The following is a 25,876-nucleotide window of genomic DNA, read 5'->3' on the forward strand; positions in this document are numbered from 1 at the left end:
TGGTGGATTCGATGCAACAACATAACGTACGCGGTATATTGATCGCAAGCGCTCTCGCGCTTGCGTTAAGCGGATGCGGACAAAAACCGATGGCCGGCGGACCCGCGCAAGGCGCCGAGACTCCGGCAACCGGCAGCAGCCAGACGACTCCGCCTCCGCTTCAGACGAACAATCAAACGAATAGCCAAACCGCCGATCAGACCGGCAAGGCGAAGGAAGCCATTCATAGCACGATCAAGGCTTACTATGGCGACGAACAGCAAACAAAGGTGGTGGAGCAGCAGGTCTCCATTAACTATCAAGAGGATAAGGACAAGTATACGGCCGCGCTGTGGACGCTGAAGAAGGCGCCTCAGAACAGCAGCCTCGTTCCTCTGGCCGCAGCGCTCGGCTTTAAGTCCGCCGTGCTGAAGGACAAGAAACTGACGGTCGACTTAACCGTCTCCAGCGAAGGTCGGCTCGGCGCTCCGGGCGAGCTTATGCTGTTGGATGCCATTAAGAAGACGCTGTTTCAATTCCCTGAAGTGGAATCTATCGATATTCTGGTTGACGGCAAAGCGGAGGAATCGTTAATGGGCCATATGGACCTGCCGCATCCGATGACAAGAGACAGCCAATAAACGGACCTTGAGAAAAGCTCCTATCCGGAGCCCTTTCCGCGATGGGCGGGTGACCCTTGCGTCTGTCCGAACGGAAGCGTAAGAAAAAGAGCAGTCTGCCGCGGCAGCTGCTCTTTTTGGTTGTTGCGAGGGCCTGTTCAAGGCTTGTTATACGATTTTCCCCTTTCTTCGGAACGTCATCTTACAGCTTGAAGCTGAGTTTGCTTGACGGCGGAGTTAAATGCGGACCGGTGCTCCCACAAAAAAGAAATAATACTTTCCCGCTCCTCGAAAAACGATTCCTGTTCATCCAAATAATCTTCCCCGCGCCCATGAACGCTGAAACGATCGTTCGGGTAACCCATTAAGGTCCATTGCCCCCCGCGTTTCCGGTCGGAAAACACGAAATAATGCTTCTTTCCCGCCACATCCCATTGGGCGAAGGAACTAAAATGATTCAGCAACGTCTCGATATCGCTTTTCTTCTTAATCTGCATAGTCACTCACCTTTACATAATATAGTCTCGGATTTGCCTCGCCGCTCGGGCGTCTACGTCCGGCTCGCAGCGGCGCTTTCGCTCCACGGCGCCGGGCGGTGCAGCTCCTCTGCGCCGGCCGCGGCCGATGGCTGCAAAAAATCGCGGCTGCAGTCGACGTACAGAGGATAAACCGGCGGCTGCTCATCCCGTACGGCTGATTCCTTGGCTTGACCGCCTTGTTCGCCGCCGACTATATGCTTGCTTTTTCTTACGACATCGACCAACAATACCAGCATAAGACATATGAAAACAGCCACCAGCATGTATAACCCGAATTGTTGCGCCATATGGATTGATCCTCCTATGAGTTCTTCTTTTCAATAGATTACCAACTTGCTAGTAAAAATGCGCTCGAAAACTGTTGTCATTATGTGACTATTATTGTTGTCTGCATTTCTTCACACCAAACACACATCAAATACCCTATAATAACAATGTCATTATTTGTCGAAAGGTGTGGATGCGTTGTATTTCTGCCTGCATTGCGAAAAACTTCATAGGCTTCATTATGAAAAACAAGAACTTATTTTCAAGTCGGGCTTTCGTTACATCCATTCGAATCTATACCCGGTAGGCATATGCAAGCCTCATCATTCATGCTGCGGAAAGCCTCATCCGTGCACCGCCTGACCACCCGCCTTGAACTGCACATATAACAGAAGCCGTGAACACAAACAAAGCCTATGAATCGGCATATCGCCGTTCACAGGCTTTTGTTGTTCTTGTTGTCTATGATTGTTATGATTGTGCGCCGCTTAGCCCGCCTGGGCTTTTTTGTTGGGGTTTGAACCCGAACCTTCCAAGGCAGCCCGCGGCAGAAGCCAGGTCAAGATAAATCCGACTAGCGAGATCGCGAACAGCAAAATAAACAGATGATGCAGCCCGGCGACAAGCGTCCCTCGCAGCACGCTTTGCACCTGATCCGATAACCGGTCGGCCGTAGCCGGGTTGATCAGCTCGTTCATCTGATCGAGGGTAAGTCCGAGCGAGGCCCCTTCGCCGCCGGTCAGCACACTCGACAGCTTGGCGTTAAACCAGGTGCCGAACAAGGCTACGCCGACCGTTTGACCGAGCGTACGGAAAAACATATTCGAGGCGGTAGCCGCTCCGCGCAGCTCCCAGCCTACAGCGGACTGTACAGTGACCGTACAAATAGTAAAAGCGACGCCGAAGCCGATACCGAGCAGCGCCGTCACCGCGTAAAAATGCAGCGTAGACGATGCTTGCCCCAAAAACAACAGCCACAGCATGCTGAGCACCAGCAAGATCATCCCGAGAAAAGTCGCCATCCGCACGCCCGCCTTCATCATCAGCCGGCCGCAGATGAACGAGCCGATCATCCATGTAATCGACATCGGCGTAATAATAAAGCCGGATACGGTGGCCCCGAAGCCGAGCACTCCCTGCACCCACATCGGGATATAGACCATAACGCCGATTAATAACGCGCTGATCAGCAGACTGACCGTATTGGCCGCAAGTATCCCTTCCGTCTTAAACAGCTTAAGCGGGATCATCGGCTCCTTCGCCTTCGTTTCGATCCAAATGAAGACGGCTATGAGCACAGCCGATATGACGAACAAAGATACCACAAGCGGCGACGTCCACGCTCCGTCCTCCCCGCCTTTTTGCAGGGCGAACAGCAGGCCGAGCATCCCGCAGATGAAGGTCACCGCTCCCGCGTAGTCGATGCTGTGCTTTTTCTTCTCAACCCTCTCATGCAGCCCGAGCCCGATCATGACCATCGAAATAATACCGAAAGGAATATTCATGAAAAATATCCAGTTCCAGGTCATTTGATCAACGAAAAATCCGCCGACGAGCGGTCCCGCCACACCGGCAATCGCCCACATCGTGCTGACGAGGCCGATCATTTTGGCTCTCTTCTCGACAGGATAAATATCGGCCATGATCGTAGAAGTAACCGGCATAATCGCTCCGGCGCCGATCCCTTGAATCGCCCGGAATAAGATCAGCTGCCCCATCGTATGCGCCATGCCGCATAGCGAGGAGCCTACCAGAAAAACGACTGTACCGAACATGAACACGCCCTTGCGCCCGAACAAATCGGACAGCTTGCCGAATACCGGCACCGTTACGGCCGAAAGCAGCAAATAGACGGCAAACACCCAGTTCATCAGCTCGATGCCCTGCAGCTCGCTGACAATTTTGGGCATCGCCGTGCTGACGACCGTCCCTTCGATCGCCGTCAGAAACGTGCCGACCAAAAGAGCCAGCGTTACGACTCTCGTATTCGTTTGTTTCACTTGCAATCCAACCATCCTTTCAGAAGCGAACCCGCTCCCGATTCAATTTGCAAACTTTTTATAACTTTATGTATATTAACATATTCCGAGTCGTTTGAGAATCGAATCTTGCATAGCGGAAGGGTGTGGAGTGCCTAGTTGTGTGTTTCGGCGCAAAAAAAAGCGAAAGCAGCGTAATATTCGCCGCCCTCGCTCAGGATCTAACCGGAAGTAATCATACTCGTTACGTTTTTTCCAATGTTTTTCGGATTGCCCTATAACACCGGCAGCCCCACGCCGTTATTACAACGGAATGGGACTGCCGACGCTTTATACAATACGTGCTATTCCTGCGGTCCGAGCCGCTCCCGCAGCTGCAGCGCAGGCAGCGGGTCGTTGACCGTCATCAGCAGGGAGCCGCAGCCTAAAGCATAATGCACCTGCCGCTCCGTATCCGGGCAGTAGCACCACGGCAGTATGCCGCGCTCCTCGTATTCCCGAACCCGCTGCGGGGTCAGCAGCTTCATGCTGATGCCGACCGCCCACATTTTGGACAAGGTGCCCTCCTCGCCCTCGATATAATTGGACATCAGCTCCCCGGGAACCCCTGCGTCTTCAGTCCGTGCTTGTCGTACATATAAGCCAGAACCGCAGCGTCGAAGCAGGTGAACGAGCATCTCGGCAGGAAGCCGCAGCGATCCAGCGCCGCCACCGCCGCATCGACAACGTCCGTTGCATCCGGACTCGGCTTCACCTCCACATTCAGCAGCACGTCCGGGTAGGACGACAACAGCTCGCACAGCTCCTCCAGCGTCGGAATCTTAAGCCCTTCGAAGGGCTTGCCGAACCATCCTCCCGCATCGAGCCGCTTCAGCTCGGCCAGCGTATAATCGCTCACCTTGCCCGTACCGTCGGTAGTGCGGTCCACCGTTTCGTCGTGAATGATCACGACGGCTTTGTCTTTGGACAATCGCAGATCGAATTCGAGCATATCGACCCCGATCTCCAGCGCCCGCCGGAACGAGAGCAGCGTATTTTCCGGGTAAGCGGACTTCCAGCCCCTATGCCCCGCTACGATGATTTCCTTTTGATGCTCAAGCCGAGTTATCATGCGCCTCTTCCCTTTCTCCGATTGATTTATTTCGGGTCGGCCGGTTGCCTTCTTCCTACTGCTTCATAATCCGTTCCGTTTCCTTCTTGAACGTGTCCAGCGTGCCCGCCACATCCTTGTTGTCGTACATGATGGCTTGGATCGCCTTCAGAAACTCCTGATTCACCTGCGTCCAGGCTACATGTTTGTTCGAGTCCATCGCATACTGCAGCTGATCGTAAGCTACTTTGCGGTTCGGCTCCTTGGCCCACAAATCTTTCATCGGCTGGGATTCGGCCATTTTTTTCGTAAACGGCAGGTAGCCGGAATCGAGAATAAACTGCAAGCCGCCTTTCGGATCGGTCATCGCCCAGTTGATAAACTGCCAGGCCGCTTCCTTGTTCTTGGAATCGGACAGCATGGAGATATTCGCTCCGCCGGTCGGCGTAGCATACACTTGGTCCATCGGCAGATAGGCCGTCACATATTCGAACTTGGCATTGTCCTTCAAGCTGCCGATAACCCCGGTCGATTGGTACATCATGCCGATTTTGCCGCTTGTAAACATCTGATTGACGATATTGCCCGAATCTTGCGCAGGCGGATAGTACAAGGCTCCGGTGCTTTGCAGATCCTTCAAAAATTGAAAAGCTTTGACGCCTTCATTCGAGAAGCCGACCGAAGTGCCGTTATCGTTAAAAAACTTGCCCTTCGCCTGATAAATCATCGCAATAGGATACCACGTATCGTAAGGCATACTGAAGCCGTACCGCGTATATTCCCCGTTCTCCTTGATCACAAGCGCATTGGCTACCTGCTTCAATTCCTCCCATGTTTTCGGGACGGCCAGCCCTTTCTCGTCGAGCATCGTCTTGTTAATATGCAAAATCGGCGTCGAGCGGTTGAACGGTAGAGAAACCAGCTTTTTATCGAAGACGGAATGTCCCATCAGCCCTTGCGGGAAATCGTCCGCAGAGAGATTGGATTTTTTCATGTAAGGCGTCATATCCTCCAGCACGTCGGAATCCGCAAACATCTGCACATACGCGCGCTCCAGCATCGAAATATCCGGCCCCGTCTTGGCGGCGATCGCCTGCTGCAGCTTCGTCACGGTCTCGTCATAGGAGCCTTGGAACGTGCCCACGACTTCCACCTTATCCTGAGAATCGTTGAACCGCTTGATCATTTCATTCAAGTAATCGCCGTTCTTCCCACCGAGGGAATGCCAGAACTGAACGGTCGTCTTGCCTGTTTGGGACGCAGCGGGAGGCGCGTCGGCCGCCGGTTCGCTCTGCCCTCCCGAGCAGCCTGCGACCAATCCTGCGGTCACCGCCGCCGCCAATACGATGCTCGGTACTTTCTTATTCATGCTCATTTTTGTTTTCACCGAAATCTCCCCTTTTTTATGAGAAAATGGTCGTTACGAGAAATGGATCGCCGCGAGCGGTCTGCGCTCTATTTGATACCTGAATGTACAAACGCTTTCACAATTTGCTTGGATGCCAGCAAATAAACAATGAGAATAGGTACGACCAAGACGACGTTGCCGGCCATAATGATGTGCCAATTGCTGATCCCCTCCGTCTCCCTCAGCATCGCGATTCCCATAGTCAAGGGACGTACGGCGGCCGAATCCGTCATCACCAGCGGCCAGAAGTAGTCGTTCCAATGGCTGACGAAGCTGAACAGCGCGATCGTAGCCAGCGCCGGCATCGACATCGGAACCATAATATGCGTCATAATTCTCAGCTCGCTGGCGTTATCCAGCCGGGCCGCTTCGATCAGCTCATGCGTAATTTGCATAAAATATTGCCGCAGCAAAAAGATCCCGAACGCATTGGACATAAACGGAATGATTTGCGGCCAGAGCGACTTGATCAGGCCTGCGTCGGCGAGCATCAAGTACACCGGAATAAAGGTGACCTGACCCGGAATCATGAAGGCGAGCAGCACCAGACCGAAGAACAGCGCGTTTCCTTTAAACCGGTATTTGGCGAAAGCATAAGCCGCAGGAATCATGACCAGCGACTGCAGGACGATGATCGACAGCGTGATCGCAATCGAGTTGCGGGTATACGTCAAAAACGGCCCTGCGCTCATCGCACTGACAAAGTTGCTCCATTGGGGAACCGAAGGAACCCACGTCGGCGGAAAAGCCAGCGTTTCCTCCAGCGTCTGCAGGGCAGTCGATATCATCCACAGAAACGGAATGACAAAGATCATCAGAACGGCCGCTTTGAACACAAAGCCCAGACTTCGCCGGATCGTCCTGCTCGCCGCGCCGCTGGCCGTCCGCTCCACGCCGGCAACGGTTTCTTGTTGTGCAATCACCAGATAAGCACCTCCTTAAACTCAAGTCATACGCATCTCTTATTGATAATGAACCCTCTTCGCCAGCACCCGGAAGTAAATAAAGGTGAGCACGGCAATGATCGCCATTAATACGACGCCGGTCGCCGACGCGTATCCGATGCTGTTCGTTCTGAACTCGTAAATGTAGTACACCAGCGTCGTCGTCGAGCCGTTCGGCCCGCCGCCCGTCATAATTTTGACGGTATCGAACACCTTGAACGAACCGATCGTCATAATGATCAGAATGAAAAACAATTGCGGTGAAATGAGCGGCAGCGTAATGCGGAAAAACATTTGGACCTTGTTCGCGCTGTCGATTTCGGCCGCCTCGTATATTTGCGGGTTCACTCCGTGCAGCGCCGCCACGATAATGAGCGTGTAATAGCCGATATTTTGCCACACGGATACGATAATTACGGAAAGCAGCGAGGTGCTGGAGCTTTGCAGCCAAGGCAGGCTCGGCAGGCCTACGGCATGAAATATAAAATTGAGGATGCCGTGATTCGGCTCCATGATCCACATCCAGACAAGCGATACGGATACGATGGAAATAATGTGGGGCGTAAAGATGCCGGCTTGAATGATGGCGTTAAACCGCGTCTTGTTTTTCAGCCATACGGCGATCAGCAGCGACAGCGCCAAGGTGAAGAAGACGACGCCGACCGTATACGCCACGGTAGTCAACAAGGAATGATAGAAATCGTCCCGGGAAAATATTTCCTTGAAATTGCCCAGCCCGACGAACTTGCTTTTGTCTTTGTTCAGCAAATTGTACTTGTAGAAGCTCAGCTTCACCAAATACAGCACCGGATAGATCACAAATAAGAAAATACCGATCATCGCCGGGCCGATCATGACGTAAGGACGCGCAGCCTCCCAAACTTTTCTTCTGCTCATATTACCCTCCTTTCGCTTGGTGAACCGAATGTTTGCGCTTACAATCCATCGCGCTTCCAGCAGTCCTCTCGTTTACTTCGATACGCTTCTATAGTATAATTTGGCTTGTGACTTTCACTGTGTCACCAGTGAAAGTCAAGATACGTTTTTTTCCAATCGCGGTGAGCCAAGGCAGATTCCATTGCGCCAGCTAGGTCGTCTGCTTTGCTCACTACGGTGAATTGATTCGGCACCAGCTTGCGCAGCGTCGCCTGACAATCCTCCCGCTCCATCACCTTCAGCACCTCGCGAAAATCCTTATCCGAGCTCCGGCTGCTTCCGTGCATCGTAATGCCCTTCTCCAATATATCCCGCGTATTGATAGGAACAAGATCTTCGCTGACCCCCATCGCGATCAGATGGCCGCCGGGCTTTAATAAGTCGATCCCCTGATTGATGGCGCTTTCACTGAAACGCCCTCCCGTGCATTCGACCACAATATCCACCTTGTCACCGGCGGAAAAAGGATACGTTTGCACCATTTCGGTCTTGGCGAAATCGAACTCGTCCAGCTTCTCCCGGATGGCTCCGAATACCGTCAGCCGGTCTGTGCCTACATGAAAAGCATGATGCAGCATGGCTGCGGTCAAGTAACCGACCGGACCGTCTCCGAACACGGCAACCTTGGCTCTGTCCAGCAATGGCTTCACGCCTCGCAGAGCACGGTACGATACGCTGCACAGCTCCGCCAATACGGCGATTTCGTCGGAAACCGCATCGGGAACCGGAATGACGCAGGGCTCGGGGAGCACCAATCGGCTCTGGGCGATCCCGTCGGTCCCGCTGCCGAGAAATACGCCTCGCGAGCAATAGTTATCCTCGATTTCTCCCCGGCATGCCGGGCAGCACTCCTCGGGCCGAATGCCGTGCAAAAGATAGCCGGGCACATAAGGAACGATCACGACCCGCTGCCCTATGCGCAGCAACTCGGAGCTTCCGCCGACCACCCGGCCTATCCCTTCGTGGAGCAGCGCCATCGGCAGCTTTCTGGCCAATATTTCCGGCTTCCTAAGCCCTCCGAAATAGCGCAAATCCGCGTGACAGATGCTGGCAATCGTCGGCTCGACGATCACCATGCCTTCTCTTAACCCCCGTTCGACGAACAATTCCTGGACGATATGAGGCTCGGTCAATCGTAATGTGCGTGAACTCACTGATGCTGCTGCCACCTGAATGTAACACCTCCATGAACGTATAAAAGCTAGAATGTATTATGAATTTTCGGCCCTTCGGAAAGAGCGCGAAAAGCTTCACCTGAGTTTATGCGTTTGGTTGTACGAACCGCAGCTTATACCGTGATCACATGAATGCCCGAATCGCGGAATGGCTGAAGATCGTACTCGGGCACTTCCTTGCCCGTGATCAACGTATGGATGGAGCTGTTGGGAGCGACGGAGTACAGCGAAACCTTGCCCACCTTCGTGTCGTCGGCGACGACGATGACCTCCTGGGCCGCCGCAATCATCCCTTGCTTGGCCAGCACCAGCTGAGCTTCGGGATGCATAAGCCCGTGCTTGGGATGGATCGCCGGAATGCCGAGGAAGGCTTTGGTTACATGCAGCGAGCGCAGCACATGATCGGTAAACATCCCGTTCAGCATATAACTGGACGGATACAGCTCGCCTCCGGTTACCGTCACCTTCACTCCGGGCGCGTCGCGCAGCTCCGAAGCGACGTTCATATCGTTCGTCACGACGGTAATATTCGAATGATGCACCAAATTTCTGGCGATATGCAGCGTCGTCGTACCGGAATCGATAATGATATGATCTCCATCTTCAACCAGGCTGGCCGCCATTTTCCCGATGCGCATCTTCTGTTCCAGCTGGACGTTCGTGCGCTCATTGAAGGAAGGCTCGTTATTCGTCGTCCTCTCCACGATGACGCCTCCGTGCGTGCGCTTGAGCAAGCCCTCCTGCTCTACCTCCGCCAAGTCTCTGCGGATGGTCGCCTCATGAACGCCGAACTCCTGGGCGAGCGCCCCGACGGAGGCCGCCTGGTGCTGTCTGACGTATTCGATAATTCTCAACTTTCTCTCCGCAGCTAACAAATGCGCCCACTCCTCACGGTGTTCCTGCAATCAAGCATTATTTTGTTCATTAGTGCTCGTTATTGCTTGATAATGTACATTTAGATTAATGGATATGAGCGCCATTTGTCAATACAAAAATACGGATTTTTCATATTTCAAAACATTATTAAACATTTTTCTTAGTTCATTCTGCGTATTCCAGACAAACGGATAAAAAATACGCTCATCTATGCTTGTTTTATGCATACTCTTGCACAAATACAAACATATCGGCGCATAGTTATATCATTTTACCGGCTCCGAAACTCGATAACGGAAGCATGGGGAATCTCTCCGATTTCACCTATCAGCGTGCGGAAAGCCATGCCGTGTCCGGTAATGATCACCTTCGAATAATTTGAATATTTTTCGATAACTTGACCTACTCGATGCTTTAGCGATTCCTTCGACTCCCAGATTCTAGTCTCGCCGGGAGGATATATGCCGTTATTTTGGTCAAAATCATCGCCGAGTTCTTTTAACCGATCCAGCGAATCATATTCAAACGTCAAGTCCGGCTGCCATTCTCTCAAATCAAACTCGACGATCACGTCCAACTGCAGCTCCTTAGATAAAATTGCCGCCGTCTGCAAAGCTCTCGGGTACGGAGAGGAAACAATCAGCTCCGCTTCCTGCAGCCGCTTATCCTTGGCCGTCAAATAAACTTGATTGACTCCATTTGCCGTCAGCGGCACCAGATCGCGGCCATGCCCTTTTAGCTTATACCGTTCGTTAAGCTCCCACTGCGGCTCACCGTGCCGCACCAAATAAAACAGCGTCATTTCGTATGGAACTCCTCCTGTTTCTCTAACTCCAATATCCTCGTTCGCACATCGTTCTTGGAAATGAACAGACTGTCGCCATGTTCATCGATGCCGTAGGCGATAGGAATGGACACGCTGCCGCCTCTGAACGAGCCGTCCGCGTGACTTGTGCCGATGACCTTGGTTTGATAGGTTATAGCGATCTCTCGGGCTGCATGAATCCATTCTTCAAACTGCTCGTCGCTGAACATTCCTACCCCTATCGGATGGACAATCAGATCCATACCGCTAGTATCGGCGCTCCTCATCCCTTGCCGGACCAATTCGTCGCAGAGAATATGCCCTATCTTGAAATTATCTACCGTTGCAAAAGCCGTATCGCTGTACTTAACCCGATCCAGAACGATCTCGCCGGTACGGCTAATGATGATCGCCCGGTCCTTAGGGCTCTCGCTCAGCCTTCTGTATCCTCCGATGAGGATTTTGTTGTAGGTCTTGGCCAAGCGGCATGCTTGCGCCACATTCTCGTTCAAATACCCTTCCGGAAAAATGACAGCGTCCGCAGAAGGATGATTTCGGAGTTCATTTTCGATCTGAGCAACGCCCTTCTCCAGCTTAGGTTGGATAATTAGAAATTTCAGATTGGATCGCCTCCATAAATTTTTTTGAAAATACCCAAGCAACTGCCTTACATAAATTCCCTGCAATTTCCCGTAATCCTTTTTACAACAATTGCTTTCTTCATTTGGATACAAAAAAACAGACAGCTCCGGCTATCTGCTTCTTAACATTTAATAATGGATATTGTACTTTTTGTTAAATGCGGCTGAGGGCGTCTTCGAAATCGGTCGACTCAAGAAAAGCAATAATCGCTTGCGGTACCGATCCCTGGCAGCTCGGATCAAAAGTATAGTGGGGTCTTATTTCATCTAGTATAAGGTGAAAAACGCTGACTGCATGCGAAAGCATCTTCCGATCGCTGTTGTCCCCGGATTTCTTGAATGGTTAAGCCCGTGAAACGGGTGAAAGCCGGAAACAAAGGCGAACGCTTCGCTTCTACAGACTGCTTTCGTTTGCTCCATCTGCTTTTTCACCGGGCTTCCAAACGTACGCGCAATAAAATCCTTAATATCCGCTTTGGACTTATTGTTCGACTCTCATGACCGACCCGTTGCCGTAGCTTCGATACGGTCCGGCCTTAGGCTTCCTCGCCCACTCTTCAAACTGTTCACCGTAGCCGGCTCCCGGGTACCAAGTCTGCTGCTATGCGGTTTCCTATTAAGGACAGCGTCGGCGAGTCCGCTCTTCCTTTTCCTTGCCTACTCCAATTCCGCCGTTTTCACGGTTATACCTTGTGAAGTTAATCGATACAAGCCGGGAACCGCCGGATTCATCTGCACCCATCCTTCGCGCAAAAGGTCCTTGAGCACTTGTTGTACGTCTACATTCCCTGATGTCTGCGGAAGCCTCTTCGCAATCTGTACCGGAGCCTGCCATTCAGCCGTTAGGGCCATTAATATCAATCGTTGCTCTGGAGTTAAATTCAAGTCGTCGTCCTCCTTGCCAAATGTATGGATGGCTCTCCATCGATGTAGAATCTTATTATACCCGGATTTTACCATGAATGTAAGCTCCAGTGCATGAGATAATGTTTGCGGAAGCTGACTTGAATGAGGCAGAGAGCGGCATCGCGGTTATTGCGATACGTCTCAATCCGTGCCTGGCCTGAATTTAAAGACATATATGCTCCAACACGCGCATATAATACTGGACTTAAGTCGGGGACATAAACGGTACGGCGGTCTAACGCCCGATCAAGAAGGTTCATGATACACTGTTGACGAGGGTCTCCTATCATCGTCATAAGGGAATAAGGAAACGAGGTTATTTCAATGTATATTATTATTAGTCCAAAACGCATTCTGATCGTCGGTACGATGGTGCTTACCATCACGGTCGGGATCGGAACGTGGGACAAGGCAGCCGCGGCAAACGGCCGTTCGATTCCGCTCGCGACGGCAGATCATCAGGACGCATCCGCTGCGCGGGAAGACCGTTTTTTGCAGGCGCTCGGCGCTGCCACGAATGAAGAAGTGTACGACGCGCTGCTGGAAGGCCAATCGCTCGCCGACATTGCCGGCAGCCGCCAAACCGACGTTAACCGCATTATTCATCTTCAGGTGGCTGAACTGACGGCTCAGCTGGACGCTCGCCTGGCCGGCGGAAGTTTGCGGCAGGATCAATACGAGGCGCTAAAAGCGGAACTGACGGAAACGGTTAAACAAAGCGTGTACGGCAGGACGTCATCACAGATCGAGTAATTGGGGAAAAAGTCCACACGCCCAATATCACTTTTCCCAACCCGCAATCGATTCGTCAAAAGCACGATTAGCCTCCAAGTGAATATAACGAAGCAATGCCACTAGATCAGTCAAACGCTTTTCATTTGAAAGATAGTATCGCTCAGGAAGACGTCGTTTTATATTAATAGCTTCATAGATGAGTTCATGCCACTGCTGCGGAATAATTGTAATCCCATAATAACCGGCTTCAACCTTGCTCTTGATATCATGCTCTTTTAATGTGTATAGCTGCCGCAGCATGCCAAGCGCACACCATTCGACGGCTTCATCCGACTGTCTGGTAACCTCTTGGTCGGATAAGTTATTTACAGTCAAATGCTTATCTAATCTATTGATCCAGCTAACCCAGTAGGTATTTAAATTTTCAATGACGTATTTGGCCAATGGTTTAATTCCTGTCTCATAATGTAAAGATTGAGTAGAACCGTATACTTTAATGCCGTGATTTTTGAGAATCCACCATGTGATTGGGTTGATATCGGAACCAAAACCGTCGGTATGCACTTGTTTATTATAGTAGGTTATTAACGAACTGATTTCATCCTGCGGTTTTCCAATATCGCTGGCGAGCAGATAAGCCCCCATAATATCAATCTGGGGAAACTCGTCTTCAAGCTTTTTATGGGCTGCCGAGATTGTCTCTATATCGGACATAGCGGGCGAATTTCGAAGAGTCGCAATGAAATCGATATCGCTGGAGCCTTCAATATAATCTCCCAATGCAACCGAACCGTATAAATACATAGAATCGATATTCGAATGCTTTATGTCCAAATAGTTACATAGCATACTCATAGCTTTTTCAACTACTTGCGGTATCATAATTAGCCCCCTTCAGATAAAAACGTGGTGAATAAGTGGACGGATAGCCGATAAAGAGCTGCTCTTTTCACCACCCTCTAAAAAAAACCAGCCAAACGCAACAAAAGGTTTGACTGGTTTTGCCCGTTACATTATGAGAACGATTACATCTCTTTCGCATCGGGACTCAAATGCTTCACCCGCATCAAGTACGCAGTGACATTTCGGTCATCGTCAAGCGGATAATCGAATTGCAGACGGTCCGCAACCTCCGCCGCCGTACTGCGGAATAAATCCGCTGCGGCGAACAAGGCCTGCCATACATCGTCGTAAGTACCCTGCGGGTACGTGGACATCAAGGCCTGCCAGGTCAGCTTCGGCAGATGCTTTTCCAGAAACTTGCCGTTCTTCCCCACACTGAGAGAAAAATCGGTATCGACGCCGACCTTCCATTCCAGCATCTTGATCAGCATCGGCCTTACATTGTTGTTCAAATGGTCCATGGCATAAGTCATTTCTTGCCGCCATAAGCCTTTGGCCACATAGGTGGACACCCACCAGAACTCATTGCAGCAATCCGCGTAAAATGCGGCCGACGGACGCCTCACCCAATAATCCCGGTCGGTCGGCGCTGGAAGCTTCGGCAGAGCATGATCTTTGTCGAGCAGCACGACGGACAGCTTGTCGCCGTTATTCCAGTTCTCCTTTTTTTCAATCGGACAAAGGGTAAGATCAATCCGGTTGCCGTCGGCAAACAACATCAGATACGAGAAATTGCCGTCCAGATCGGGCGGGAACAAATCCATGTCTTCCGGCGTTTGCATGATGATCCGGCTTCCAAAGCGGTCTACCCAATGCGGGTCCGCGATAAAAGAATTCATCTCCGTTACAATAAACACAATATCGAAATCCTGAAACAGATCCCGCGGCACATTCCGGTTCGTTCGTGACCCTTCCATCCCGACCGCTCGGACCCGCTCGTCATTTCTGGCGTAGTTCAAAATCATATCCATCATTTCTTGTTCGCTTCTCATCGTGGGTAAGCCCTCCCTTATTTTGTTGGTCGTTATACCGATCAAGGAAGGCGGCCCGCGGATTCGAATGAACCTAGCCCAGCTTCGACGGAGATCACGTTATAAAGTATCGAGCACCGTTTTCATAAGTTATTGTCCTCCTTTTCATGAATGAATATTTTCCATTTTACCATAAAAAAGGATAACTCTGCATCATCCGCACTTTGATGAGTTAAGTTTCCCGTTTCCCCTCCATACAGTAAATGGCATCCAGCAGTTCTTTGGCAATTTCGTCCGCTCCGCTATCCCGATCGGAGGTTGTGGGAGTATGTGCTATATCCATTATATCTTGCTTGAGGTCCAGCAATGCCTCTTCAGACAATCTTCTTACCAGTCCCATCAGAAGGAAGTATTTCCAGTCCCCATCATTTAACTTCAATATCGTTCTAAGATGAGGGACAAGCTCTCTGTCGAAAGGCAATAATACGGATTGAATCTCTGTAAAAATAGGCCAATTACCGTCTTGGAGCCACTTCAGCAGCTCGGGAATTAACGATCGGATTGCATCCAAGCTCTGCGTCTTCAAAAGCGCGATCCGTTCAAAATCAAATTTATGTTGTGGAACGAGATCAGTGTAATCCATTTTATCCGTTCTCCTCGTCGACATGCCCCTGTTGACCGGCTATCCTAGCATTATGTATCTTTATATTTTCCCTCTCTCTATCAATCTGCCTCTGTTCGATCTTCGCCAATTTCCTTGCTATGGTTTCCAGTCTGAGGACGATGTAAATTGGAAAGAGCAGGAATAAAATTACGATTGGCCAATTGACCATCCTTATCAAGCTCCTTAGTATTTGTTTTTTGGGAAAGCCGCAGGCTCGTTTCTGGCTTCGTCAGGATGGAATAACTCAGACAGAGTCATATCTGGGCCTCGATCATATGATCGTACATAAACCAATCGGCTTTTATTTGTAAAGGAATATTCAGGATAGATTCAAATGTGCTCAGAGCCTCACCACAATCCATTAGATCAAGGGTTTCCAGGATCTTTGTCGGTACACTCATAACACTAATCCAACCGTCTCTTAGCCGGCCTATATAGTAATCGTGATTCGATCTTTCCGCAGCCATAAGAAGTGATTCGGGGGCGATTTCTGCACCAAAAAGCACATTCCAATCATGATTGCTCTTCATTCTTGTTTGTGCTATTTCTTTGAGTATAGGAGCAATTGCTCCATATCGCTTGTTTTAACGTGAATATTTGAAAGCTTTGTTCCCAAAGCACCTCCCTTTTTTTGGTTCAAGTCCCTAATCCACAATTATTTTACCATATTATAGTCCTCATAGGTTACTTAGTTGTTCGATAAGAGGTACTTCATCAAGCACGGAGGAGTTAAAAAGTGTAACGGACACAGCCGCACCTATTTACCGAAAACATCTCGTTTGGGAGCGGATGAGATCCCAGTAAGAGCCGTGCTGTCCGTTACAATATAAAAACCGCTGATTTCGTCCCATTAACGGCTGTGGCGTCCGTTGCTATTACAAGCCGCCGCAGCTAGCGCCATCCGTCCGATGTATCGAACGCAGCTTCCGCAGGGGGAACCAATCTCCCTCCGAGGCCGAGGCCGCAAGCCGCCGTCAGCGATCGGCTCCTGCAGCTCCCCGAAAATCGTCTTGCCTGCCGGAACCTAATTGGGTAAGCTGATGATAAAGGAAGTGAAGTCATGTCTTATATCGCGCATCTCGATTTAAACGAACTGAAGCTCTATTTTGCATATCAAAGAAAAAGCACGGAGATCGAGCAGTTTCAAGGCACATTTCACGCTCATCAAGGCATCGAAATATTGATTGTCCACGAAGGGAAAGGCACGCTGATCGTCGATCAAAAAAGCTACGAAGTGACCTCGGGGATGCTCTGCATCTTCCAGCCGTATCAGCTGCACCATATCCAGATGGACCTCAGCCGAGAGACCCCTTTCGTCCGTTCGATCATACAGTTCGAGCCTTCGCTTTACGAATCTTATTTCGAGAAATGGCCAAGCCTGCTGGCTCTGCTACGACATATTCATACAAGCAAGCTGTCCAGTCCTTGCCTCTATGACCTGAAGCCGCCGATGCAGTTTCATTCGCTGCTGCAGAGCATGGATCATAGAATACCCGCGCTCAATCAAAAGGACGCGCTCGAAGAATACTCCTTGTTTCTGATCGCTTTCTTCCGCGATTTCAAATCGGTATGGGAGCAAAAAAGCATGGGTCAGAGCGGCATCAGCATAACGCGCAAGCCCCACCAGGCCGAGCGAATTCTCGCCTGGCTGGAGGGGCATTATACCGAACCGCTGCGGTTGGAGCGAATGGCGGGCGAGCTGCATCTGTCACCGCATCATTTGTCCCATTTGTTCAAAGAGTGTACAGGCTCCAGCATTTCCGACTATGTGATCGCCAGGCGGATGCAGCAAGCCGTCAAGCTGCTGATCTCCACGGATCAATCCGTTGCGTATATCGGAGAAGCCGTCGGGATGCCCAACTGCTCTTTTTTTTGCAAAACCTTTAAGAAAAAAATGGGCGTTACGCCTCATCAATACCGGAAGCAGTGGCAGACTCAATCGGGCTTCACCACTACTCCCGACTTTTGATTTGGAGGGCGTCGCGCTGAGCGATAAGGCACAGCTCGGCCGCTTTGAAAGCATGCTCCTGCGTCATCGCCGTCTCCGTCCGGTTCAGGCAATCGAGAATCAGCTGCCCGAAGTAAGGGAAGCCGACTTTCCCGTTCACGGCGAAGTGATGCTCTCCCTCATGATTGACCAGATACACATGGCCGCTCGTCCGGTCGCGGGCGATGTCCACATATTTGCGAAGCTCGATATACCCGTCCGTACCGAGTATCGTCAAGCGACCGTCTCCCCAAGTGCTTAATCCGTCGGGCGTCATCCAGTCTACGCGGAAATAGCCGGTTGCCCCGTTATCTCCGATCAGCGTCGCATCGCCGAAATCCTCGAAGCCCGGATGCTCGGGATAGTTATAATTGGCGACTTTGCTGTGGACCACCTTGGCATCCTTCGCGCCGGTGAAATAAAGGAACTGCTCGATCTGATGGCTCCCGATATCGCACAGAATGCCGCCGAATTTCTCCTTCTCGAAAAACCAGCCCGGCCTGCTGCCCGCGTTGATCCGGTGCGGCCCCATTCCGATGACTTGAACGACGCGCCCGATCGCTCCCTGTTCGATAAGCTGCCCGGCATAAATCGCGCTTTCCACATGCAGGCGTTCGCTGTAATACACAGCATATTTACGCCCCGTCTCGGCCGTTTTCCGCCGGGCCGCCTCCAGCTGCTCCAATGTCGTGAACGGCGCTTTATCCGTGAAGTAATCTTTGCCGTGATCCATGACGCGAAGCCCCAGAGGCCCGCGGTCCGAAGGAATGGCCGCCGCCGCTACCAGCTTGATCTCGTCGTCTTGCAAAATTTGCTCCAGCGAGCTGGCCGCCCGCACTTCCGGGTACGTCTGCACGAATTTCTCCACTTTCGCGGGGTCCGGGTCATATACCCACTTTAATTGGCCGCCCGCTTCCCTCAGCCCGTTGCACATGCCGTAAATATGTCCGTGATCCAAGGCCGCGGCCGCAAAAATAAATTCTCCGGGTTGGCAAACCGCCTGGAAGCTTCCCTGCGGCGCGTAGTTCATTCCGTCGTTTTTTTGCATATTATATGTTCCCCTCTCTATCGATACGTCCTGCCGTCATAATCGTCCGCGGAGCAACATCGGCGATGAGCGCGTTTGTCCCCGCATCCTCCGGTTTCTAGCATAGCAAGATTTCGTTCGCTCATGTAACGCTTCTTTGTGCAAAAATAACAGTACTTTGCGGTAACGCCGGATGGGCGCGATAACAAAAAAACGAGTGATGCCGAAGGCTTCATCCCTAGTCCACGCTCCCGCGGTTCCTAAGGTGCTCGCCTCCTTCACACTCGCTGCAAACCGCGCGCTCCTTCCGGCATAAATATCCGCACCGCATTCACCGCCGGATACAACGGCACTCTCTGCGGAAGTTGCGCGAGAACACCGCGACATCGGGCCTGCCGCATCCGCATAAACATAGCGCAGTCCGGCGTGATCGACCGGTATACTGGGCCGGGCTCTTTGGCGCCGCGGGCCAAATCCTCGGCGGATTGCGCTTGTACGTTAAACGGCACGACGTTATGCGTTACGCTCTGCAAATCATACGCCCGGTATTTCGGATACCCGCAGGAGCAGTTGCCCGAATCGATCAATAGCGGCGTACCGTAACGGAATAGAACGAACGCCCCGGGTGGGACTTGGGCTTGGCGTAACGCATACGTTAGCGTACAAGGAGGGAACGGGCTCCGCCCCTCCCTTCTCCCGTCAGGCGGAGCCGGCTGCTTCGGCCGGACCCCAAAGGCGGCGTCAGCTTCCCTGAACGTATTGGAGCTTAGCGAATACGTACCGAGCCAGCGGCCCCACAACGACGAGCTGGAGCGGAAGAGCGAAGATGAAGTTTTGACCCACTAATGTAACATAGCTCTCAAGCCACGACTCGCCGATCGGAGCACCGGAGAAGTAACTGTTCAATAAGCCGTACAGGGACATGCAGAGAACCATTCCGCTCACCATACAAAAGGCCAGTACAAGAATGACCGTAACCTTTTTCGATTTATCGTAAGGCAGCGAAAATGCAATTTTTTTGGCTGCGGGCCCCACAATGAACAGCTCCACTAAGAACGCAACGATAAACGCGGCAAGCAGTTGAATAAGCACTTCCCCCAAAGACAGCTTGCCGATCAAACCATGCGTAAACAAATTGTACAGCGTCATGAATACGACCATCCCCGAGCACATCATCAACCCGAAATAAACTTCTTCCTTCTTCGTTTTAGGCAACGTTCATCATCCTTTCTTTTTATCCCTGTTATTATAGCGATAGGGGAAACCCCCTCATAAGTGAACATTATGTGAACATTGCATACGGCTGCGGAATAGGGAACCACTCCCCCAAAGGTGACGTGATGCTCTGAAGCTTATTCCGTCCGCATCCAGCTTCGGCTGGATCGGCGTCTAACCAATCCGCCGGGATCGTTCTATGGTTAGACATTACTTTCGGGGGAGCCCCCGGATATCCACAGGAAATGGCTGCGCATCATTTCCTAAACAACGAAAAAGCCGGCTTCGGCCGGCTCTTCTCCCATAAACGTTTTCTATGAAAAGGTGAACGCTTCTCTTTCATACTGTGGTATAATGGGATCTGATTCCCTCCATCGGGTTCGGCTCCATAAGCTGTTCTCGGCATGATACATATTGAATCCTTTTGACGAAAAACGCTTCCGCAGCATATACAATTCTGTACATGATAACATACCGAAAGTAGGTTCCACTTGATGTTAACCAAAAAAAGGTTTCTATCGATATTTATTTTATCGGTAATCCTGATTTTATTATTGAACCACGTTACCTATTATTTCTCTACCAAGAAGCTGCTGACCGAAAACCAAATGCTGCAAAACGAAGCCATCGCCAAGCAAATCAGCATGTCGATCGAGCAGGCGCAATCCGGCAGTCAATATTTGATGGATACGATGACCTCCCAGCTGCGCACCGCGGCACTGGTCATCAAGGATCGGCTCAGTCCCGACATTGCCGATGTCACGGATGAACAGCTGCTGCAGCTGCGGGACGAGATCGGCCTTATCTCCGGCATTACGCTGTTCGAACGCAAACCGGACGGAGATATCGTCGGAGCCCGCTCTACCGACCCTAAGGAACGCGGCATCAGTACCCGCTCTTGGGGTTCATGGTTTAAGGCGTTCAATCAGCTGTTCGATGAAAAAAAGGTAACCGGCGATAAATACGACGGCATCAAGCTGCCAAATTATTGGTCAGGCCCGCTTGAAATCGCGACCAGCGATCCGACGCGAATCGGCGCCTGGGGCTATTATTACGACGGAAGCACCAATTACCTGATCGATCCGTGGCTGCAGAACAGCTCGATCCAGGAATACGAGAACATTACCGGGCCTTCCGCCTTGCTCAAGCATACGATGGAAAGCAACAAGCAGGTGCTGGAGATTACAATTTTCAACCCGGACAAGGTCGGCAGGGAAGTCGCCCGCGGGCTTAACGCCAATAACGAGCAATGGGTCAAGCTGGTCGACCGCCAAATTATGTACGGAGATTATAGCTACATCGATTCCGATCACGATTTCGCCAATGTCGTCGGATCAGCGCAATCCGATACGCCGGTCAGCACGACGGCCCAAATTAACGGGAAGCATGTTTTGAAAACGTTCGTTCCTATGAAGGACGCCAAAATTCCGTATGTCGTCTCGATTGTCAGCGACTACGATTCGATTCATCAGCAGTTGAACAAGCAATTGGTAAACCTGCTGTACGTGCTATTGGTTACGACGCTGATTATTTTGGCTCTCGTCTACTTAGTGGCGCGCTGGATTCATAAGGCCAAAGACGATGCGACCCGGTCGGCGCAGGAATCGTTCATCGACCAGATCAATTCGATGTTCATTACAATTAAAGGGCAGCGCCATGATTTCTTGAATCATCTGTCCACACTGCATGCTCTGGTTCAAATGAAAAAATATAACGAGATCAAAACGTACTCCGAGGAATATTTGGGAGAAATAATTGAGATCAACGATATTATCAATATCGGCAACCCGGCGATCGGCGCTTTGATCCAGTCAAAAATCGCCAAATCGATGCCGCTTCATATTCACTTCCAATATGAAATCGAAGGCATGCAGGAGCTTGCGCTCGGCGTCAAATCGGTCGATATCGTCAAAATTATCGGCAATCTGATCGATAACGGCATGATGAGCATCGAAGTCGCAAACCCTTTAAGCCAATCTATTGCAGAGCACGAAGTTCCGCTGCTCTTCAAGGAAGGCCACAGCACGAAGCAAAAGACCGGGCATTCCGGCCTAGGTCTTGCCATCATCCGCGAGCTCGTCAAAAAATACAAAGGTCATATTCATTGCGACGCGCAATCCGAGGCGGCTGTCATCCGCTTCAAGGTGCTGCTGCCGATTGAAAAGCACCGCAAGGAAGCCGGTTGACCTCAGTTGCTTCCACCGCGCGGGAAAGCCCCCGGAATCGGCCCATCAGGCCGTTTTCCAGGGGCTTTTCGACCATTTACCATGCGTAAGCTTTCGGCGCGTCGCCTCCGGGGCCGGGGAATATCTCGTCCAGCCGCCGCAGCACGTCCTCGCTGAGCTGAATGTCTACGACGCGCAGCGTGCTCTGGAACTGCTCCAAGGTGCGCGGACCGATAATCGGCGCGGTCATCGCCGGATGCACCAGCGTCCAGGCCAGCGCTACATTGGCCTCGCTCTCCCCGAGCTCCCTGCACAGCTTGCCGAAGGCTTCCAGCTGCCCGCGGCGCTGTTCGGCGCGCGCCTGGTTGCGGACGCTGCGCGATCCTTGCGCAGGGTTCAAAGCATTGCCGCCGAGCAGACCGCCGTCCAGCGGGCTCCAGGCGATGACGCCGATGCCGAATTCCTCGGCCGCCGGAAGCACTTCCAGCTCGGGCAACCGGCACAGCAGGCTGTATTTATGCTGCTCCGACACAAGCCCTAAGAAATGGCGGCTGCGCGCTTCGTACTGCGCCTTCACCAGATCGCGCCCGGCAAAGTTGCTCGACCCGACGTAACCGATCTTTCCTTGATAAATATGTACGCGAAACGCTTCCCACAGCTCGTCCCAAGAGACGTCGCGGTCCACGTGATGCATTTGGTACAGCTCGATATGATCGGTTTGCAACCGCTGCAGCGACGCCTCCAAATGACGCCTGATTTTATAAGAGGATAATCCCCGAGCCGCATTAGGCCCGTCATTCGGGTCTTCCATATCTCCAAATACTTTGGTGGCGAGGACCACCTTCTCGCGCCGGCCTCCGCCTTGAGCGAACCAGCGGCCGATAATTTCCTCGGTTTTGCCGCGCGCGCCTACTCCGCCGTACACGTTGGCCGTATCGAAGAAGTTGACTCCCGCATCGACTGCCGCATCCATAATCCGGTATGCTTCCTTTTCATCCGTATCGACGCCGAAGTTCATAGTTCCCAAACAAAGCCTGCTGACCTTTAACCCGGAACGACCTAAATAAGTGTACTCCATCACAAATACCTCCTCGTATAGTATTTCTAGAACCAAGTTTTAAGCCGATTTCCAGTTCCCATGGGAACTGGCCGCAAACTTTTCGATTTCCAGTAAATCGCACCTTGAAAATTGCAAAAGGGACTGGACTTTCCCGCATGCCTCTGGACAATAGATCATAGGGATCTATCGGGGAAATTCTTTCTCCTCCTGTAGCACGTCTACATTTCTAAGTCTGTTTCTCCGGTACGCGTCTGAGCTTCTGACCCGCTGGCCGTTCCCTTCGGCACCCCATGCCTGGACTAGCAAGCCAGGGCAGCTCATGGACCGAAGCGTGTTCTTATAGGCGAGGGTGATTGATCTGCGCGTGCGCCGGAGGCATCCCGGAGAGTCTATTCCCTGCATCCCTCATCGAAAGGAGGAAATTCCATTTGACGCTTTTTGTCGGTATTGACGTCAGTTCGAAAGAACTGGAAACGTGTTTCATGAACACAGACGGGGATAAGCTCGAGACCCTCACAGTGAAAAACAATCTGGAGGGGGCTGCTCATCTGCGAGATCGCATCGTTGCCCTAGCGGACAAGCACGCGGTCTCCGAGATTCACATTGGGCTTGAATCGACCTCGGTCTACAGCTGGCATCCCGCCATGTACCTGCATAGTGACCCTACACTCCAGGAGCGCCATACCAAGGTCTTTACCATGAATCCAAAGTTGGTCAGCAAGTTCCGGGAAACCTATCCCGACCTGAATAAAACCGACCGGCTTGATGCCTGGGTGATTGCGGACCGTCTGCGCTTCGGGCGGCTGACAACCACCATTGTCATGCAGGAGCAGTATGTTGCGCTCCAGCGTTTAACGCGCATGCGGTTTCACTTGATCCATAACCTGACGCGCGAGAAACAGTACTTCTTGCAAAACCTGTTCTACAAGTGCAATGCCTTCACGACCGAAGTCGAGAGCTCGGTGTTCGGCCATGCCATCCTTGAGATGCTCTCCGAAAAGTACAGTCTGGACGACATCGCGACGATGGATGTCGGCGATCTGGCCGACTACTTGCGGGACAAGGGGCGCAATCGCTTCCCGGATCCCGAGAACGTCGCGCGCTGCATTCAGAAAGCGGCCAGAGCCTCTTACCGGCTGTCCAAAGTCGTCGAGGATTCCATTGATCTTGTGCTGGGTACATCCATTCAAGCAATCCGGAGCATCCAGGCTCAGCTCAAGGATTTGGACAAGGCGATTGAGCAAATTCTCGAGACGATCCCTGGCTCCCTGTGCCTGCGTTCTGTTCCCGGCATTGATCGCGTCTATGCCGCTGGCATCCTTGCCGAGATCGGTGACATCGAGCGCTTTAGCGACCAAGCCGCTGTCGCCAAGTATGCTGGCCTCACCTGGCGCAAGAGCCAGTCTGGCGCCTTTGAAGCCGAAGACACCAAACGGATTAAATCCGGCAACCGATTCCTTCGCTATTACCTCGTTGAAGCTGCCAATTCGGTAAAGAACCGCGATGAAGAATTCGGCGAGTACTACCGGAAGAAATACAAGGAAGTGCCCAAGCACCAACATAAACGCGCCCTCGTCTTAACCGCAAGAAAGCTTGTGCGTCTGGTCGATGTGCTGCTACGCAACGGCCAACTCTATACGCCACGGAAGAAGGCGACGCCTGCGAAGGATTAACGCCTCCTTTGCTAAAGTCCCTGGCATAATTCCCAGTTAAAATCTGGATATTATCTCGATTTTTCGCTGGGTTTAGTTTGAGCTGTCCTTTTTTCGGCACTCCCAGCTGTTACAGCCAAGAAAATTTCCAATTCGACCGATTCGGGGACTTGACATCATACCGCTGGACTTATTTTGAACATGCTACGGTACAGACATTTTCATCATACCTCCGCTTGTCTATTTATACCAGTACGCAATAATAGGTGAGATAGGAAGCTCAGGTAAATTTAGTAACCTCCGGGTAAGCCTTTTAGCAGGAATTTCTTTCCACGATGGTGCTCTCCACGACAATATTTTCCGGGAAATGATCGGTCAGCACGCCGAGCTTATGCATCAACAGCCGTACGGATTGGGCCCCCAGCTCGGAGGGCCTGAGATCCATGCTGGTCAAGGACGGATTCGACTGCACCATCATCGACAAATCGCCGCAGATGACAAACAGCGCCACGTCCTCCGGCACCCGCAGCCCCAGCTCCTTGAGCGCGTTCAGTGAGCTGAACGCCGTTCTATCGTCATCCGCTATGATCGCCGTCACCCCCCGGCCTTGCCCGCCAAGAACGTTCAGCGTCTCCGCATAACCGTAATCCATATACTCGTTGGACAATATGGCCGGCTTATGATGAATCATATGCGCTTCCACCTGAAGCCGGCGTTCTTCCATCGCCCGGATAAAGCCCTCGTTGCGGTCGATCGACACGGTCATCAGCTCGTTGGCGTTCAGAAACATTATGCTGCGGTGGCCTTTGTCCGCCAAATACCGCACGATCTTATGCATCATCCGCTCGTTGTCGTTATCGACGCTGGGGGCGTTCTCGATATCGGCGTTCATTACCCTCCCAACCGTGACGAACGGAATGTCATCCATATGCAGCAGCCGAATGCGCTCGTCGTCGGTCGTCGGGCTCATCACGACGGCGCCGTCGATCGGGTAGCTCGACAGGAACGGCGTCTTCACCTGCTGGGTCGGAATCATATCCAGCAGCACCCGGTATCCGTGATAGGAAGCTTCCAGCACAACCCCGTTAATGAACTGATTATGGAAGGCGCTGAAAAAGAAATTGCCGTGCGGGATCGTGAGGCCGATCGCCATCGTCTTCTTCGTTACCAGGCTGCGGGCAATATGGTTGGGCACATAATTCAGCTGCCTCGATACGCTCAGCACCCTCTCCGTCACTTCCTTACTCGTTCGCCGCTTCTGGCTGAACACATTGGATACCGTGCCCTTGGACACCTTGGCCAGCCTTGCTACGTCGTCGATTTTGGCCATGA

Annotated in this window: 28 protein-coding genes; 6 read left to right on the forward strand and 22 right to left on the reverse strand. The window is 51.8% G+C overall.

Going from position 1 to position 25,876, the window contains the following annotated elements; all coding sequences use genetic code 11:
* Window positions 1–11: 11 nt before the first annotated feature.
* Window positions 12–620: a GerMN domain-containing protein gene (locus SK3146_RS07430; protein ID WP_249864481.1), complete on the forward strand. Its 609-nt coding sequence runs from the start codon at window positions 12–14 to the stop codon at window positions 618–620.
* Window positions 621–796: 176 nt separating this feature from the next.
* Here SK3146_RS07430 and SK3146_RS07435 read toward each other — a convergent pair whose 3' ends face one another.
* Window positions 797–1,096 carry a hypothetical protein gene (locus tag SK3146_RS07435; protein WP_249864482.1) on the reverse strand — a complete coding sequence of 100 codons (300 nt, stop codon included), beginning with the start codon at window positions 1,094–1,096 and terminating at the stop codon, window positions 797–799.
* A 53-nt stretch (window positions 1,097–1,149) separates the two neighbouring features.
* Window positions 1,150–1,425: a hypothetical protein gene (locus tag SK3146_RS07440; protein WP_249864483.1), complete on the reverse strand. Its 276-nt coding sequence runs from the start codon at window positions 1,423–1,425 to the stop codon at window positions 1,150–1,152.
* A gap of 169 nt (window positions 1,426–1,594) precedes the next feature.
* Between SK3146_RS07440 and SK3146_RS35265 the strand changes: the two genes are divergently transcribed.
* Window positions 1,595–1,768: a DUF3973 domain-containing protein gene (locus SK3146_RS35265; RefSeq protein ID WP_375295526.1), complete on the forward strand. Its 174-nt coding sequence runs from the start codon at window positions 1,595–1,597 to the stop codon at window positions 1,766–1,768.
* A 125-nt stretch (window positions 1,769–1,893) separates the two neighbouring features.
* On the opposite strand, the gene SK3146_RS07445 is transcribed toward SK3146_RS35265, so the two are convergent.
* The 11 genes from SK3146_RS07445 to SK3146_RS07495 all read right to left on the reverse strand — a co-directional run bounded on the left by SK3146_RS07445 (window position 1,894) and on the right by SK3146_RS07495 (window position 12,144).
* Entirely contained in the window at window positions 1,894–3,405 is a 1,512-nt protein-coding gene (locus SK3146_RS07445) for an MDR family MFS transporter (RefSeq protein ID WP_249864484.1), read from the reverse strand.
* A gap of 323 nt (window positions 3,406–3,728) precedes the next feature.
* On the reverse strand, window positions 3,729–3,974 hold the full coding sequence (locus SK3146_RS07450; protein ID WP_249864485.1) for a PI-PLC domain-containing protein: 246 nt from the start codon (window positions 3,972–3,974) through the stop codon (window positions 3,729–3,731).
* On the reverse strand, window positions 3,974–4,495 hold the full coding sequence (locus SK3146_RS07455; RefSeq protein WP_249864486.1) for a glycerophosphodiester phosphodiesterase family protein: 522 nt from the start codon (window positions 4,493–4,495) through the stop codon (window positions 3,974–3,976). Before SK3146_RS07455 ends, SK3146_RS07450 begins: the two co-directional genes overlap by 1 nt.
* A 55-nt stretch (window positions 4,496–4,550) precedes the next feature.
* Window positions 4,551–5,843: an ABC transporter substrate-binding protein gene (locus tag SK3146_RS07460; RefSeq protein WP_249864487.1), complete on the reverse strand. Its 1,293-nt coding sequence runs from the start codon at window positions 5,841–5,843 to the stop codon at window positions 4,551–4,553.
* An 86-nt stretch (window positions 5,844–5,929) separates the two neighbouring features.
* A complete protein-coding gene (locus SK3146_RS07465) occupies window positions 5,930–6,697 on the reverse strand; it encodes a carbohydrate ABC transporter permease (RefSeq protein ID WP_249866214.1) in 768 nt (255 codons plus the stop codon).
* A gap of 147 nt (window positions 6,698–6,844) precedes the next feature.
* Complete coding sequence (locus tag SK3146_RS07470; protein WP_249864488.1) at window positions 6,845–7,723, reverse strand: carbohydrate ABC transporter permease; 879 nt, start codon at window positions 7,721–7,723, stop codon at window positions 6,845–6,847.
* A 122-nt stretch (window positions 7,724–7,845) separates the two neighbouring features.
* Window positions 7,846–8,916 (reverse strand): zinc-binding dehydrogenase, encoded by a 1,071-nt coding sequence (locus SK3146_RS07475; RefSeq protein ID WP_249864489.1) that lies wholly within the window; start codon window positions 8,914–8,916, stop codon window positions 7,846–7,848.
* A 134-nt stretch (window positions 8,917–9,050) separates the two neighbouring features.
* Window positions 9,051–9,812 (reverse strand): DeoR/GlpR family DNA-binding transcription regulator, encoded by a 762-nt coding sequence (locus tag SK3146_RS07480; protein ID WP_249864490.1) that lies wholly within the window; start codon window positions 9,810–9,812, stop codon window positions 9,051–9,053.
* 272 nt (window positions 9,813–10,084) lie between these two features.
* The gene (locus SK3146_RS07485; RefSeq protein WP_249864491.1) at window positions 10,085–10,615 is read right to left on the reverse strand and encodes a histidine phosphatase family protein; all 531 of its coding nucleotides are present in this window, start codon (window positions 10,613–10,615) and stop codon (window positions 10,085–10,087) included.
* On the reverse strand, window positions 10,612–11,100 hold the full coding sequence (locus tag SK3146_RS07490; RefSeq protein ID WP_249864492.1) for a hypothetical protein: 489 nt from the start codon (window positions 11,098–11,100) through the stop codon (window positions 10,612–10,614). The genes SK3146_RS07485 and SK3146_RS07490 overlap by 4 nt, the downstream gene beginning before the upstream one ends.
* An 816-nt stretch (window positions 11,101–11,916) precedes the next feature.
* A complete protein-coding gene (locus tag SK3146_RS07495; protein WP_249864493.1) occupies window positions 11,917–12,144 on the reverse strand; it encodes a hypothetical protein in 228 nt (75 codons plus the stop codon).
* Window positions 12,145–12,489: 345 nt separating this feature from the next.
* Between SK3146_RS07495 and SK3146_RS07500 the strand changes: the two genes are divergently transcribed.
* Complete coding sequence (locus tag SK3146_RS07500; RefSeq protein ID WP_249864494.1) at window positions 12,490–12,918, forward strand: hypothetical protein; 429 nt, start codon at window positions 12,490–12,492, stop codon at window positions 12,916–12,918.
* Between the two features lie 27 nt (window positions 12,919–12,945).
* Here the strand turns inward: SK3146_RS07500 and SK3146_RS07505 are convergent, their stop codons facing one another.
* The 4 genes from SK3146_RS07505 to SK3146_RS07520 all read right to left on the reverse strand — a co-directional run bounded on the left by SK3146_RS07505 (window position 12,946) and on the right by SK3146_RS07520 (window position 15,968).
* Complete coding sequence (locus SK3146_RS07505; RefSeq protein WP_249864495.1) at window positions 12,946–13,782, reverse strand: aminoglycoside adenylyltransferase domain-containing protein; 837 nt, start codon at window positions 13,780–13,782, stop codon at window positions 12,946–12,948.
* Between the two features lie 143 nt (window positions 13,783–13,925).
* Window positions 13,926–14,795 carry an aminoglycoside 6-adenylyltransferase gene (locus SK3146_RS07510; protein ID WP_249864496.1) on the reverse strand — a complete coding sequence of 290 codons (870 nt, stop codon included), beginning with the start codon at window positions 14,793–14,795 and terminating at the stop codon, window positions 13,926–13,928.
* A 211-nt stretch (window positions 14,796–15,006) separates the two neighbouring features.
* A complete protein-coding gene (locus tag SK3146_RS07515; protein WP_249864497.1) occupies window positions 15,007–15,417 on the reverse strand; it encodes a DUF5071 domain-containing protein in 411 nt (136 codons plus the stop codon).
* A 275-nt stretch (window positions 15,418–15,692) separates the two neighbouring features.
* A complete protein-coding gene (locus SK3146_RS07520; protein WP_249864498.1) occupies window positions 15,693–15,968 on the reverse strand; it encodes a hypothetical protein in 276 nt (91 codons plus the stop codon).
* Between the two features lie 530 nt (window positions 15,969–16,498).
* On the opposite strand from SK3146_RS07520, the gene SK3146_RS07525 reads away from it, so the two are divergent.
* Window positions 16,499–17,407, forward strand: coding sequence for an AraC family transcriptional regulator (locus SK3146_RS07525; protein WP_249864499.1), 909 nt, complete (start codon window positions 16,499–16,501; stop codon window positions 17,405–17,407).
* On the opposite strand, the gene SK3146_RS07530 is transcribed toward SK3146_RS07525, so the two are convergent.
* From SK3146_RS07530 to SK3146_RS07540, 3 genes are all read right to left on the reverse strand, one after another.
* Window positions 17,391–18,473, reverse strand: coding sequence for a Gfo/Idh/MocA family protein (locus tag SK3146_RS07530; protein WP_249864500.1), 1,083 nt, complete (start codon window positions 18,471–18,473; stop codon window positions 17,391–17,393). The two genes, SK3146_RS07525 and SK3146_RS07530, sit on opposite strands and share 17 nt — an antisense overlap.
* A 257-nt stretch (window positions 18,474–18,730) precedes the next feature.
* On the reverse strand, window positions 18,731–19,039 hold the full coding sequence (locus SK3146_RS35125; RefSeq protein WP_249864501.1) for a hypothetical protein: 309 nt from the start codon (window positions 19,037–19,039) through the stop codon (window positions 18,731–18,733).
* Window positions 19,040–19,193: 154 nt separating this feature from the next.
* The gene (locus SK3146_RS07540; protein WP_249864502.1) at window positions 19,194–19,667 is read right to left on the reverse strand and encodes a DUF2798 domain-containing protein; all 474 of its coding nucleotides are present in this window, start codon (window positions 19,665–19,667) and stop codon (window positions 19,194–19,196) included.
* 494 nt (window positions 19,668–20,161) lie between these two features.
* Here SK3146_RS07540 and SK3146_RS07545 point away from each other — a divergent pair, with 494 nt between their 5' ends.
* Window positions 20,162–21,853, forward strand: coding sequence for a sensor histidine kinase (locus SK3146_RS07545; protein WP_249864503.1), 1,692 nt, complete (start codon window positions 20,162–20,164; stop codon window positions 21,851–21,853).
* 76 nt (window positions 21,854–21,929) lie between these two features.
* Here the strand turns inward: SK3146_RS07545 and SK3146_RS07550 are convergent, their stop codons facing one another.
* Window positions 21,930–22,910, reverse strand: coding sequence for an aldo/keto reductase (locus SK3146_RS07550; protein ID WP_249864504.1), 981 nt, complete (start codon window positions 22,908–22,910; stop codon window positions 21,930–21,932).
* Between the two features lie 410 nt (window positions 22,911–23,320).
* Between SK3146_RS07550 and SK3146_RS07555 the strand changes: the two genes are divergently transcribed.
* Complete coding sequence (locus SK3146_RS07555; protein ID WP_249862470.1) at window positions 23,321–24,565, forward strand: IS110 family RNA-guided transposase; 1,245 nt, start codon at window positions 23,321–23,323, stop codon at window positions 24,563–24,565.
* 292 nt (window positions 24,566–24,857) lie between these two features.
* Here the strand turns inward: SK3146_RS07555 and SK3146_RS07560 are convergent, their stop codons facing one another.
* Window positions 24,858–25,874, reverse strand: a complete 1,017-nt coding sequence (locus SK3146_RS07560; protein WP_249864505.1) for a LacI family DNA-binding transcriptional regulator — start codon at window positions 25,872–25,874, stop codon at window positions 24,858–24,860.
* Window positions 25,875–25,876: the final 2 nt, after the last annotated feature.

The sequence above is a fragment of the Paenibacillus konkukensis genome, assembly GCF_023523925.1.
Classification (GTDB): Bacteria; Bacillota; Bacilli; order Paenibacillales; family NBRC-103111; genus Paenibacillus_S; species Paenibacillus_S doosanensis.